At 29.8% G+C, this 14453-nt stretch carries 10 protein-coding genes and 1 tRNA gene; 5 read left to right on the top strand and 6 right to left on the bottom strand.

What is annotated here, in order from left to right:
- Positions 1-2 precede the first annotated feature (2 nt).
- Positions 3-1703 (top strand): AMP-dependent synthetase/ligase, encoded by a 1701-nt coding sequence (locus ACTT9P_RS00745; RefSeq protein WP_440908780.1) that lies wholly within the window; start codon positions 3-5, stop codon positions 1701-1703.
- 343 nt (positions 1704-2046) lie between these two features.
- Here the strand turns inward: ACTT9P_RS00745 and ACTT9P_RS00740 are convergent, their stop codons facing one another.
- Genes ACTT9P_RS00740 through ACTT9P_RS00725 form a run of 4 tightly spaced genes read right to left on the bottom strand, consistent with a single transcriptional unit; the run spans position 2047 to position 6093 of the window.
- A complete protein-coding gene (locus ACTT9P_RS00740; protein ID WP_440908779.1) occupies positions 2047-2901 on the bottom strand; it encodes a CarD family transcriptional regulator in 855 nt (284 codons plus the stop codon).
- Positions 2870-3199: a ferredoxin FdxA gene (gene fdxA, locus ACTT9P_RS00735; protein WP_440908778.1), complete on the bottom strand. Its 330-nt coding sequence runs from the start codon at positions 3197-3199 to the stop codon at positions 2870-2872. Before fdxA ends, ACTT9P_RS00740 begins: the two co-directional genes overlap by 32 nt.
- Entirely contained in the window at positions 3200-3610 is a 411-nt protein-coding gene (locus ACTT9P_RS00730; protein ID WP_440908777.1) for a TerB family tellurite resistance protein, read from the bottom strand. It lies immediately after the preceding gene.
- Positions 3610-6093, bottom strand: a complete 2484-nt coding sequence (locus ACTT9P_RS00725) for a helicase-related protein (RefSeq protein ID WP_440908776.1) — start codon at positions 6091-6093, stop codon at positions 3610-3612. Before ACTT9P_RS00725 ends, ACTT9P_RS00730 begins: the two co-directional genes overlap by 1 nt.
- Positions 6094-6271: 178 nt before the next feature.
- On the opposite strand from ACTT9P_RS00725, the gene ACTT9P_RS00720 reads away from it, so the two are divergent.
- Positions 6272-7279 (top strand): TAXI family TRAP transporter solute-binding subunit, encoded by a 1008-nt coding sequence (locus ACTT9P_RS00720; protein ID WP_440908775.1) that lies wholly within the window; start codon positions 6272-6274, stop codon positions 7277-7279.
- A 48-nt stretch (positions 7280-7327) separates the two neighbouring features.
- Complete coding sequence (locus tag ACTT9P_RS00715) at positions 7328-9328, top strand: TRAP transporter permease (protein WP_440908774.1); 2001 nt, start codon at positions 7328-7330, stop codon at positions 9326-9328.
- Here ACTT9P_RS00715 and ACTT9P_RS00710 read toward each other — a convergent pair.
- Both ACTT9P_RS00710 and ACTT9P_RS00705 read right to left on the bottom strand, forming a co-directional pair.
- Positions 9325-9750, bottom strand: a complete 426-nt coding sequence (locus tag ACTT9P_RS00710) for a PaaI family thioesterase (RefSeq protein ID WP_440908773.1) — start codon at positions 9748-9750, stop codon at positions 9325-9327. The two genes, ACTT9P_RS00715 and ACTT9P_RS00710, sit on opposite strands and share 4 nt — an antisense overlap.
- Before the next feature lie 111 nt (positions 9751-9861).
- Positions 9862-9938: transfer RNA gene (locus ACTT9P_RS00705), tRNA-Arg, on the bottom strand.
- An 82-nt stretch (positions 9939-10020) separates the two neighbouring features.
- Here ACTT9P_RS00705 and ACTT9P_RS00700 point away from each other — a divergent pair.
- On the top strand, positions 10021-11199 hold the full coding sequence (locus ACTT9P_RS00700) for an acetyl-CoA C-acetyltransferase (protein ID WP_440908772.1): 1179 nt from the start codon (positions 10021-10023) through the stop codon (positions 11197-11199).
- A gap of 210 nt (positions 11200-11409) precedes the next feature.
- Positions 11410-14451: a pyruvate dehydrogenase (acetyl-transferring), homodimeric type gene (aceE, locus tag ACTT9P_RS00695; RefSeq protein ID WP_440908771.1), complete on the top strand. Its 3042-nt coding sequence runs from the start codon at positions 11410-11412 to the stop codon at positions 14449-14451.
- Positions 14452-14453 lie beyond the last annotated feature (2 nt).

Below are 14453 nucleotides of genomic sequence, written 5' to 3'. Positions count from 1 at the left end.
TTATGAATATTAATAAATTAAATAATCTTTTAGAATTATTTTATACACAATATCAGTTAAGCAATAAGCAAGATATTTTTCTAACATCTCTTAAACGAAATGAAACTTTTACATGGGAACAAACTTTTCAATCAGTAATTAAACTTTCATCGAATATCTCATCAATAGTAAAACCTGGAGACAGGTGCTTATTAATTTCTGAAAATAGACCAGAATGGATGATATCTGATTTGTCTATAATGCTGTCCAAAGGGGTAACAGTGCCATCCTATACAACATATACAGAAAGAGATTATGAATATATTATTCAAGACTGCCAACCATCAGTAATTTTAATTTCCAACAATGAACTATTTAAGAAAATAAGGAATGTAATTAAAAATAAAAATTTTATTAAAAAAGTAATTTCATTTGATGAAGTTAATGATGAAGAAATTAAAATAGAAAATATTAATTCGATACTTTCGGATAATAAAGTATCTGAGCATAATTTTTTTAATTTAGATATAAAAAGAGGAGATACTGCATGTATAATCTATACTTCTGGAACACAAGGTGATCCCAAAGGAGTAATGCTAAGTCATGGTGGAATATTAAATAATTGTGAGGGAGCCTATATTTTACTAAAAGAATTTGTTTCCAACAAACCTCATTTTTTAACTTGGTTACCATTATCGCATTCATATGAGCATACAGTTCAATTTGTTCAAATGGCTGTTAGTGCAAAAGTATTTTATGCGGAGAGTATTGATAAATTAATAAAAAATATGGGAGACTGTAGTCCTGAAATAATGACAGCTGTTCCAAGATTTTATCAAAATCTATATCAAAAAATTAACTCAACTTTCAATAAAGCAGAAGGTTTTAAAAAAAATATAATTAATCTAACCATTGATCTTGGTAGGAAAAAATTAGTAGAGAAAAATTTGAATTTTATAGAAAAAATACAAAATTTTTTTTGTGATATATTAGTAAGAAAAAAAATAAAAAAACAATTTGGTGGTTCTCTCAAGGCATTTATATCTGGAGGTGGTGCTTTAGATAAAGAAGTCGGTTTATTTTTAAATTCTATAGGATTACCAACTTTACAGGGTTATGGTCTTACTGAAACCTCACCTGTTGTAAGCTGTAACCCAATAAATGATATTAGAATTGAAACAGTAGGTCCACCATTTCCAGGAAATGAGGTAAAAATTGAAGATGATGGAGAAATTCTTGTTAAAGGGGAAAATGTAATGCAAGGATATTGGAATAAAGATGTAGAGACCAAAGAAGTCTTAAAAGATGGATGGTTATACACAGGAGATATTGGAGTTATTGAAAACGGATTTTTAAAAATTACAGATAGAAAAAAAGATATCTTAATTTCACCAGGAGGTGACAACATTTCTCCAATAAAAATCGAAAACGATTTAATAAAAATTAATTTTATAGAGCAAGCATTAGTTTATGGAGATGGAAAACCATATCTGGTTGCATTACTTGTAATAAATAAAGAATTTGATGATCAAATAAACAATGAGCTAGTCCAAAAAGAAATTGAAATTATAAATAAAAATTTATCTAAAGTTGAAATGATTAAAAAATTTTTAATAATTAAAGAACAATTTACAATTGAAAATGAAACGATGACACCAACATTAAAATTAAAAAGATTCAAAATAATAAAAAAATATAAAGAAGAATTAGAAAAACTTTATTAAAAAATTAGTTATTAATCGCATAAACACTTACTTTTTTAAAAAAAAAAAAAATAAAAAAAATTTTATAAAATAAAAAAAATTTTTTTAAAATTTTGGTTTTAATTAAACAATTGACATAGGTGTTATAAAAAAATAAAAATAAGTTAAGAGCGAATCATTATGATTCGTTAATTAAAAAAGGGAGCTAAAGATGCCTAAGAAAAGAAAAAAAGCGGCAAAGAAAACTAAGAAAAAAGCTAAGAAAAAAGCTAAGAAGAAGGCTAAAAAAAGAAGAAGATAGTCTCTTAGTATTCTTAAACAAAAACGCTTCTCATAACGATTTACGTGTGAGAGGCGTTTTTTTTTAGTCTTCTATTGGGTCGTCTTCATCACCAATAGGTTCTTCTATTGGCATTTTTACCGTAGAACTTTTATTTTCTGTTGATGTCTCTGGTTTTGGTTGAACACCAGTGTTTCTCTTAAGGGCTTTATCTAATTTTTTTTGAGTATCTTCTACAGATAAGTTTAAAATTATTTGAAACTCTGATTGCATTCTTTCGTAAGCTTTTTCAAATAATTGTCTTTCCGAATAAGATTGATCAACCATTAAATCATCACCTTTATTTAAATCTCTCACAACTTCAGCAAGCTCGTAGATTTTTCCAGAGGAAATTTTTGCTTCATATTCTTGAGCTCTTCTACTCCACATAGATCTTTTAATTTTTGGCTTACTTTTTAAAATAGAAATACATTTATTTACTTGGTTAATTGTCGCTAATGGTCTTAGATGAAACTGCTTATTTACTGGCACCATTCCATTTGCTTTATCTTTCTCAAACTTTATTACATAAGTTTCAACGTCAATTCCACCTATACTTATTTTTTTGAATTCTGTGATTTGACCAACACCATGTTTTGGATAAACAACATAATCTTTAACTTTATATTCTCTTTTTTCAGTTTCTTGTTTTTTTACTTTTTTAATCTCAGGTTTAATCTCATTAGATTTAGAAATTCTTAAACCATCTGAAGATTTGTTTTCAATTTTTTCTTCTGTCTTTTTAGAGGATTTTTTAGGACTTACCTTAGCTACTTTTTTTGCTTTTGTTACTTTTTTTGTTACAACTTTTTTTGCTTTAGTTTTAGGTTTTGGTTTTGCTTTTTTTACTACTTTTTTAGCTTTTTTTTTATTCAAGATTTTCTTTAAAATATTTTTCATATTTGTCTTTTACATCTTTAAATTTTTCGTGATCCGATGGTGGATCTTTTTTTTCACTAATATTAGGCCAGATTTCAGAATACTGTTTATTAATTTCTAACCATTTTTCGCTACCTGGTTCAGTATCTGCTGTTATCGCATCAACCGGACATTCTGGTTCGCAAACGCCACAATCTATACACTCATCAGGCTTAATTACAAGCATATTCTTGCCTTCGTAAAAACAGTCAACTGGGCAAACTTCTACACAATCCATTAGCTTACATTTGATACATTTGTCATTAACGATGTAGGTCATTTATGAATATTCCTTTTTAATTTTTTCTTTAATATCGCCCATGATCTTACTGTCAATATATAAAAGTCCAGTAAGTCTTCTCATTAAATTAGTTTCATAAATGTCAGCATTTTTATTTGAGTAAATTATTCTCCATAAAGCTTCTATTATTTTAGTTTTATAATCATCAGATAAATTTTTAACTTCTTTCGTAAACTCTAATATTTGATTTGATTTTTCTTCATTCTCTATACTGATTTTAATTAATTGCTCTATGCTCTTAGGTTCTGCACCCAATGAAATTAGTGTTTTTTTTATAATTTCCTCTTCTTCACTTGAATAATTTTCATCAATTTTTGCAGCATGAATCAATAAAGAGCCAATTTTACTTAAAGGAAAGTCTTCTTTTTTATCTTCTTTTTTAAAAAACATTAGTTATTTAAATTCAAATTTTTAAGAATATTAAATGGATTTTCTTTTGTTATAACTTTTTTATTAATATTCTTTCTTTTTTTCATTGGATTATATTTAAAATAAGTATCATTTTCTTTTTCTATAATTTTATAATTCATTTTTTTTATAAGATTAACAAAGTTTTCTTTATTACAACCTAACAAATTCAACATTTCAGGAACCAATTTAATTTCTTTATCTTGATCTGTATCAGTATTTATAATTAGCATGAATAGCCGTTCTAAAATATCTATTCTGACATAGGAGTTATCAAACTTTTCAAATCCACATAACAACATAAAATTTTGATTTCTTTTATTTTTATCTTCAATAAAATTTAATCCAAAAGTAGGTGGTTTAAGATTAAAATATTTTTGATGATAGTTTTTCCATAGCAATGTTCTTAATTTAACTGCCTCAGGTTTAATTAATCTAAAAAGATACACGTGATATCTTCCAAATTTTACACCTATCTCTCTTAATATTTTTCTTTCTTCTTGGCCTAAAGATTTTAAATATTCCGATACCTGATCTCTTTTTAATACACCGTTATTTTCATACAATTGATATGCTAGCGCTTTAACAGATGAGTTTTTTTGATTTATACTTTTTAGATCTATTAAACTTTTAAGCTCGAAATTAATTTTTTCATCTAACCATTTTTTTAGAAAATCACTTAGCTTTTGTTTTTGTTTTTGTTCTAATATTTCATCTGCAATGACATCCAAATTTGGACTAAGATAGTCTTTGCCCGTGTTGATTTTAGCAATAGGAAACTTATTCCAATAAATTTTAAAATCATCATTAAGTTCAATTAGTTTTGTTTCAATTATCGTGTCGATTCTTTTTTCAAGCTCTGGGCCAACTGATTGTCTTGCTGCTTTTTTTAATGATTTTATATCTGTTTCTAAAGCTCCTTGTTTTAGATCAAGCTCAAGTTTTAAACCATTAATTTTACCGATATAATGATCATCAATTTTTACATCATTGTTTTGTAATATTTCTGTTTTGAATTCCATATCTTGCCTTAAACCTCTTGCTAAAACACTAGCTCTTTTATCAATAAATGTTTTTGTAAGTTCCTCATGCAATCTATCTGATAACTTGTCTTCTAAATTTTTAGTTTTTTCAATCCAATAATCTTGATTATCTATCCAATTATTTTTATTCGAAACATAAGACCAAGTTCTTACATTTGCAATTCTATTTGATAAAGAATCTACATTTCCTTCTAATTTATCCAATTTCATTAGCTGAATCCTCATATAATCGTCAGGAATTTTTCCATTTTTCCCACTCAGAAAACCAAAAACTTTACTGATAACTTCGTAGTGGTTCCCATATGTTTTTTTTACAAAATCAGGTATTTGGCAACACTCCCACAATAAACTTAAAGTATTTTGGTTCATGTTTATATTTTCAAGATTTTTATCTTTTAAAAAAAACTTTAATGCTTTTTCATCTTCACATTCATGAATTTTTTTTAACCAATCATGATAAGGTTTTTGTTCTAATGATTTTAATAATGAATAAGGACTATTAAAATTTAAGTTAGAATTTCTCCAAAATAACATCTTAATTTCTTCAAATTTATGATTTTCAATTAAATCTACTTCTTCAGCACCTATTTCTTTACAATCTCCAGTTATACCAAAGCTTCCATTATTTAAGTATCTACCTGCTCTTCCTGCTATTTGACCTATTTCAGAAAGATTAAGTTTCCTTAATTTTCTTCCATCAAACTTTTTTAAATTAGAAAAATACACATAATCTAAATCCATATTAATACCCATGCCTATTGCATCAGTTGCAACAAGAAAGTCTACGTCTCCTGATTGGTATAACTCGACTTGAGCATTTCTTGTTTTTGGACTTAACGAACCCATTACAATTGCAGCCCCACCCTTTTGTCTTCTAATAAGCTCAGCTATGGCATAAACTTCTTCTGCAGAGAATGCTATAATCGCAGTTTTTCTATTGATTCTTGAAATTTTCTTATGACCGGCGTAGGTTAATTTTGATAATCTTTCTCTATTAATAAACTCTATATCATCATCTAATTTTGCAATAATACTTTTAATTGTGTTTGAACCCATTAGCATTGTGAGTTTTTCACCCCTCATATTCAACAAACGATCTGTAAATATGTGACCTCTTTCGTGGTCAGCACACGTTTGAATTTCATCAACACCAACAAAATCAAGCTGTTTATCAATGGGCATAGATTCCACAGTACATAAAAAATATTTTGCATCTGGAGGAATTATTTTTTCTTCACCAGTTATTAAAGCAACTTTATCTAAGCTAGTTTTCTTAATTACTTTTTCATAAACTTCTCTCGCTAGTAGTCTAAGAGGAAATCCAATCATACCACTCTCAAAAGATAGCATTGTTTCAATGGCCAAATGGGTTTTGCCAGTATTGGTGGGACCTAAAACAGCAGTGATTTTATTTTTTTTCATTTTCTATCTTTGGTATACTAATTTTTTTGGGTACTAGATATAGTTAGTCCAAAAGAACAAAAATAGACTAAAACATGGCCGAATCATTGTGTTAAATGTTCTCATTTGATATTTTTTTACATTAACTTTTTTGAAACTGTAGAATAATTAAAAAAATAAATAACTAATAAGGAGATTTATGTTTAAAAATTTATTTAAAACATTTGCAGTAGTTTTATTGCTATCAGGATCTTTTGTTGGAAAAGCTATATCGAATGATTTAACTTTCTTTACAATTGGAACTGGGGGAACTGCATACACGTACTATCCAGTTGGAGGAATGATTGCAAATGCAATTTCTAAACCTCCTGGATCAAGAGAATGTGGCAAAGGCGGAAGTTGTGGAGTTGATGGATTGATTGCTTCAGCCGTTTCTTCAAGAGGTTCAGTAGATAACGTAAATGCCATTATATCTGGATTGAGAAATTCTGGTTTTGCTCAATCAGATGTAGCTTATTGGGCTTATACAGGCACTGGAACAATGGAAGGAAAAGAACCTGCCAAAGATTTAAGAACAATCGCAGCTTTATTTGAAGAACATATTCATTTAGTTACTTTGAAAGATAGTGGAATAAATTCTGTAAAAGATCTAAAAGGTAAAAGAGTTTCTTTAGATGAACCGGGATCAGGAACATATGTTGATGCCTTACTTATTTTAGAAGCTAATGGAATGTCCGAAAAAGACGTTAAAGCCGAGGCTTTAAAAGGTAACGCAGCTACTGATGCTTTAAGAAACAAAAAAGTTGACGCAATATTTGTTGTTGCAGGATTTCCAACAGGAGCAATTGTTGAGTTAGCATCATCTGTAGCAATTAAATTAGTTCCAATTGATGGTGCTGGTGCAAAAAAATTAACTGATAAATATGGTTTCTTTTCACAAAGTGATATTCCAGCAGGTACATATGAAAATGTTAATACAACAAGCACTGTTGCCGTAGGGGCACAGTGGTTTACATCTGCTAAAGAAGATGAAACTTTGATTTATAACATTACAAAAGCTCTTTGGAATAAAGAGTCAAGAAAACTAATGGATGTAGGTCATGCAAAAGGAAAAACAATTACACCAGACACTGCTTTATCTGGCGTTGGAGTACCATTACACCCAGGAGCTGAAAAGTTCTATAAGGAAGCTGGCTTATTAAAATAAGTTAATTAATATTAAACCCTGAGTTTGAAAAAACTCAGGGTTTTTTATATGGAAAACAAAATTTCAACTTTAAAAGAATTAGAGGAAATTGAAAAAAAATACGATCCTCAACTATCATTTAGAGAAATAGGCCCAAAGTTTAACTTAATAATTATTTCATTACTTGTTTCTATGTCCATTTATCATTTTTGGGCATCTGGTTTTGGACTAGTTCGGGAAGTATTGCATAGAGGCATTCATATTTCTTTTGTAATTGGTTTAGTTTTCCTACTTTTTAGTTGGAAAAAAAGTTTAAATAAAAAAAAATTTTTTCAAATTCAAAATATCCCAATATTAGATATTGTTTTTGCAATTTTAGCAGTTGCATCTGCTTTATATTTACCATTGCTGCCATCAGAAATTTTAGCTCAAAGAGTTGGAAATCCTGAACAAATAGATGTTCTTATGGGAACTGTACTTATTGTTCTCACTTTGGAAGCCACAAGAAGATCCGTAGGATTTACATTACCTCTAATAGCAATAATCTTTATACTGTTCGCAATCTTTGGTCCTTATGCTCCTGGCGCTTTAAAACATGGTGGTACCAGTTGGTTGGGTTTTGTTAATCACATTTATATTACTAATCAAGGTGTATATGGGATTGCTGTAGGTGTAATGGCTCAATATGTTTTTCTTTTTATTTTATTTGGGGTCCTTGCAACTAGAGTTGGTTTAGGGAAATTATTTATTGATTTAGCAATGTTGATTGCTGGAAAATTCTCAGGTGGCCCCGCAAAAGTTGCAATTTTTTCTTCTGCATTTATGGGAACAATTTCAGGTTCATCAATTGCAAACACTGTTACTACAGGATCGCTAACTATTCCTGCGATGAAAAAAGTTGGATATCCATCTCACTTTTCAGGTGCTGTTGAAGCAGCATCATCCACAGGTGGACAGATCACTCCACCAATTTTGGGTGCAGCAGCATTTATAATGGTTGAATATTTAGAGATACCGCTGAAAGATATTTTAGCTGCCGCTTTAATACCTGCTTTATTACATTATTTTGGTATTTTTATTATGGTTCATTTAGAAGCAAAAAAATTAGGATTAAGAGGGCTCAATAATGATGAACTTCCAAATTTTTTAAAAGTTTTAAAAGATAATTGGTTATCAATAATTCCATTAATAATTTTAGTTTATTTTATTTTAGTTGGAAGGACTCCAGACTTTGCAGCAATTTATGGAATTATTTCTTGTGTGGTAATTGGATTTATTAAACCTAATAATAAATTAAATCTCAATGATTTATGGAATTGCTTATCAGCTGGTGCTAAAAATACTTTAGCTGTTGGTGCAGCCGCAACTTGTGTTGGAATAATTGTTGGTGTAGTTACATTGACTGGTGTTGGGTTTAGATTGGGTTTTGTAGTTCTTCAAACAGCAGGTGACATTGGTAATTTTTTTTCTAATATTTGGCCAATTTCATATTTCACTTTTGAACAATTAAAACTTTTTTTTTCATTATTATTAATTGCAATTTCATGTATCATTATGGGTGCTGGTATACCAACCACAGCAACTTATATTATTCTGGTTGCAGTAGCTGCTCCTGCTTTATCTCAACTTAATATTGAACCACTTGTTGCACATTTCTTTGTATTTTATTATGGAGTTTTAGCTGATATTACACCACCTGTTGCATTAGCTGCATACGCTGCATCTGGAATTGCAAAATCAAATCCTTTTCAAACAGGTAACACAGCTTTTAGACTAGGAATTGCTAAAGCTTTAGTTCCATTTGTTTTTGTTTATTCACCTTCTTTGTTATTAATTTCAAATGATTTTGAGATAAATGAACTTATCATTACTTTGGTGGGAGTATTATTAGGTATAGCTTTATTAGGTATAGCTTTTACTGGATATTTCTTAAAAAACCTCAACTCATATGAAAAATGGATTATAGGATTTGGTTCATTATTTTTTGTAGCGCCAGGTCTTAAAACTATGATTATTGGATCAATTATATCTTTTCCAATTTTGATTTATCAGTATTTTAAAAGAAATTAGCCACCAGGACCTAAGTCAGAAGGTTTTATTTTTAATATTTTCCAAACACCACTTGCTGAAGCGATAGTATTTTCTGCTGACTTTATTTCACAGTTTAAAAAAACTAGAGTTTTAGTTTTTTTTAAAATATTAACTGTACCTATAATTTCATCACCTACTTTTGATGCACCAATGTATTTTAATTCTAAAGAAATTGTTACACAAGGAGCATTACCTGAAACTCTGTGAGCAGCCGTACCAGCTCCAGCATCAATTAAAGCCGCTATATACCCACCATGTGTTATTCCTGCTATATTTAAATGATTTTCGTTTATGATTGATTTAAATTCATATTTATTTTCAGAAATATTACGAAATAAAACACCGCCATTATGTTTCATAAACCCAGGCTTAGTGCTGATTTGTTCAAAATCTTTTGACATATTTTTAAAGTATAAAAGTTAGTAACAATAAAATTAAAAAAATAATTGCAAAAAAATATATCACTGAGTTTTGTAGTGATGACTTTAACAACCAATCAAACATAATGTTTTTGGTGCGCCTGCTAGGAGTCGAACCCAGAACCTCCTGGTCCGTAGCCAAGCGCTCTATCCAATTGAGCTACAGGCGCTTTTAAATTCCTTCTTTTAATTAATATATTTTGTTTATAATGTAATTTAATATTAAAACTATTAGAAAATAAGTTCAAATTGATGCATGAAATTGTAATTGTTAAAGCATTACGTACCCCAATTGGAACATATAAAGGATCATTAAAGAATCTAAGTGCAGATAAACTTGGAACAGTAGTGATTAAGAATTTAATTAATCAATCTAATCTAAATGTTGAAGAAATTGATGAAGTAATTATGGGTCAAGTTTTAACAGCTGGTCAGGGTCAAAATTCTGCAAGACAAGCGTCAGTGAATGCAGGTATACCAATTTCAAAACCTGCCCATATCATTAATCAGGTCTGTGGTTCGGGTTTAAGAGCAATAGTATCTGGATATCAGTCAATTATGTTAAATGATTCTAAAATTGTAATTGCTGGTGGACAAGAAAATATGTCTAGAGCGCCACATTCAATTTTTTATAGGGATGATAAAATATTTGATGAAACAAAATTAAGTGACACAATGATTAATGATGGATTAATGGATGCATTTCATAACTACCATATGGGCATTACCGCAGAAAATGTTGCAGAAAAATTTAATATCTCAAGAGAACAACAAGATGAATTTGCGTTAAAATCCCAACATAAAACTAAAGAAGCAATTGAAACAGGAAAATTTGATGATCAAATAGTTAGTGTGATTGATAAAAAAGGTAAAGTTATTCTTAACAAAGACGAACATCCAAGACCAAACCTTAACATCGAAGATCTAAAAAAACTAAAAACTGTATTCAAGGAAGATGGAAGTGTTACACCTGGAAATTCGTCTGGTATAAATGATGGCGCTGCTGCAGTCATATTGACAACTAAAGAAATTGCTAAATTAAAAAATCTAGAAATATTAGGAAAAATTATTTCTTGGAGTTCTGTAGGTGTTGATCCTTCAATTATGGGAGTCGGACCTATCGAAGCGATAAATAAAGCAGTGAAAAAAGCAAATTGGAATATTCATGATGTAGATTTATTTGAAATTAATGAGGCTTTTGCTGCACAAAGTTTAGCAGTAATTAAAGAGTTAAAAATTGACTATAATAAAGTCAATGTAAATGGAGGTGCAATCGCGTTAGGACATCCTATTGGTGCTTCAGGGGCCAGAATAGTTGTAACCTTACTTTATGAAATGAGTAGAAGAAATTTAAAAAAAGGATGTGCCTCACTTTGTATTGGAGGTGGAATGGGTATTGCAATGTGTATTGAAAGAACAGATAAAAACTAAGAATTTTAATACTTATACTTAAATTTCTGTGACAATAAAATCCGCTGAATCCATTTATTTGCATCTAAATTATTTAAATTAGAGCTTGTAAACATTTTTATAATTTTTTTTATCATTACTTTTAATATCAGTGTAAAGAATGTCATAAAAATGAACATATTATGTTATATTTAGCCATAATTAAAATTTACAGTGTATAAGATTTTCTAAATGAGTGAAAAATTATTAGTCCCAGATATAGGCGATTTTGAAAATGTAGAAGTTATAGAGCTTCTTGTGAATGAAGGAGATCAAATTAAAGAAAATGATCCTATCGTGACGATAGAGAGTGATAAATCTAGTGTTGAAATCCCATCCACATTAAATGGCAAAATAGAGACAATTGAAGTGAAGGTAGGTGATAAAGTTTCTAAAGGCGATTTATTGTTAACAATTACTTCTTCAGAAAATAAAAAAACAAAGAAAGATGATATTCCAAAAAACACAGAAAGTTTAATTGCTGAGGCTGAAAAAGTAATCACGCAAGAAAAAAATTTTAACGATGAAAAAATTAGTGAGATCAAAAATAATAAAAGAGAAATTGTACAAATTTTTAGTGATAACGATACTGACCCATTAGAAACTCAAGATTGGATAGAATCTCTATCAGCAGTAATTCAAAATCAAGGCAATCAAAGAGCTCATTACCTAATTAAAGAATTAATCAATAAAGCTTATATGGAAGGCGCTAATATTCCATATACTCAGAATACTCCATATATAAACACGATACCTGCAGATGAAGAAGTTAAATCCAATGGAGATCAAAATATAGAAAGAAGAATTAGATCTTTTATTAGGTGGAATGCAGCCGCAATGGTTGTAAGGGCGAATAAAAAATTCCCTGAGTTAGGTGGGCATATCGGTACGTTTGCTTCAGCTGCAACATTGTATGATGTTGGAATGAATCATTTTTGGAGAGCAAAAAATGAAAATTTTGGTGGTGATCTAGTTTATTTTCAAGGACATAGCGCACCAGGTATGTATGCTAGAGCTTTTTTAGAAGGTAGATTAAATGAAAAACAATTGGACTCTTTCAGACAAGAAGTAAAACCTGGAGGATTGTCTTCATATCCTCATCCATGGTTAATGCCTAACTTTTGGCAGTTCCCAACTGTTTCAATGGGTTTAGGTCCTATGATGGCAATTTATCAAGCACGATTTATGAAATATTTAATAAATCGTGGATTGATTAAAGATGAAGGAAGAAAAGTTTGGGCGTTTTTAGGAGATGGTGAAATGGATGAACCAGAGTCTCTAGGTGCTATTGGTCTTGCTTCGAGGGAAAATTTAGATAATTTGATTTTTGTTGTAAATTGCAATCTTCAAAGATTGGATGGTCCTGTTAGAGGAAATGGTAAAATTATTCAAGAATTAGAAGGAATCTTTAGAGGGGCTGGATGGAACGTAATTAAAGTTATCTGGGGTTCTTATTGGGATCAATTGTTAAACAATGACAAGACAGGTCATCTAGTTAAAGCAATGAATGAAACCGTTGATGGCGAGTATCAAGCAATGAAAGCTAGAGATGGGGCTTATGTTAGAGAGAAATTTTTTGGAAAATATCCTGAAACTTTAGATCTAGTATCTAGCATGTCAGATAAAGACATTTGGAGGTTAAATAGAGGAGGACATGATCCTCATAAAGTATATGCCGCTTATGAAAAAGCCATGAAGAGTAACGGTAAACCAACAGTTATTATTACAAAAACCATTAAAGGTTATGGGATGGGTAAATCTGGTGAAAGTGTAAACACCACACACCAAACCAAAAAATTAGATATCGATGATTTAATGTATTACAGAGATCGTTTTGACGTACCTTTAACGGATGAACAAGTAAGAAATATTGAATATTACAAACCTTCAGAAAGTTCTCCAGAAATCAAATATATTAAAGAAAGAAGAAAACAATTAGGTGGCTATATACCTGAGAGAACAAGTTTTGCTAAACTCATAAAAGCACCACCAAAAAATATATTTGACAATATGAAGAGCTCTACAGGTGAAAAAGAAATGTCTACAACAATGGCTCTTGTAAGAATGTTCACAAATTTATTAAGAGATAAAAATGTGGCTCCAAGATTAGTTCCAATAATACCAGATGAGGCAAGAACATTTGGTATGGAAGGATTTTTTCAGAAAATTGGAATTTATGCACATGAAGGACAAAAATATGAACCTGAGGATTCAGCACAATTAAGTTCTTATAGAGAAGATAAAAGTGGTCAAGTTTTAGAGGAAGGAATTAATGAAGCTGGAGCAATGTCGTCTTGGATTGCAGCAGGCACATCTTACACCAATCATGATATTGAAATGATACCTATATATCTATTTTATTCTATGTTTGGCTTTCAAAGAATTGGAGATCTAGCTTGGGCTGGTGCAGATAGTCAATCTAGAGGATTTTTAATTGGAGCTACTGCTGGTAGAACAACATTAGCTGGCGAAGGTTTACAACACCAAGATGGTCATAGTCATTTAATGGCATCAACAATACCAAATTGTATATCATACGATCCTACATTTCATTATGAACTAGCAGTAATTTTCAGAGAAGGTTTAAGAAGAATGCATGAGAATAAAGAAAATGTTTTCTATTACATAACAACAATGAATGAAAACTATCCTCATCCAGCTATGCCAAACGATAAAAACTGTGAAGATGGAATTCTTAAAGGAATGTATAAAATAAAAGAATTTAGCAAAAATAAAAAAACTAAGCTTCAGCTCCTTGGGTCTGGCTCAATATTAAGAGAAATGATTGCAGGTGCAGAGATTTTGCAAAAAGAATATAAAATAGATAGCGAGATATGGAGTGTAACTAGTTTTAATGAGCTTAGAAAAGATGGTATGGAAGTAGAGAGATATAATTTACTTAACCCAGACAAAACTCCAAAAAAATCTTATGTTGAAAAATGTTTAGGAAAAACAGAAGGTCCTATATTAGCTGCATCTGATTATATGAGAGCTAATACAGATCAAATAAGACCTTATGTAAATAAAAGTTTTTATTCTTTAGGTACAGATGGGTTTGGAAGAAGTGACACAAGGAAAAATTTAAGAAATTTTTTTGAAGTAGACAAAGAACATATAGTTGCTTATGGTTTAAGTGTTTTAGCCAAAGAACAATTGATTGCATCAAAGTATGCTTCAGAAGCAATTAAAAAATATAATATTAATCCAGATAAAAAAATTCCAACTAAATTATAATA

It is taken from the genome of Candidatus Pelagibacter sp., assembly GCF_052048095.1.
Lineage (GTDB): Bacteria > Pseudomonadota > Alphaproteobacteria > Pelagibacterales > Pelagibacteraceae > Pelagibacter.
Note: the sequence above shows the minus strand (reverse complement) of the source record. Positions and strands in the feature narration are given on the sequence as shown.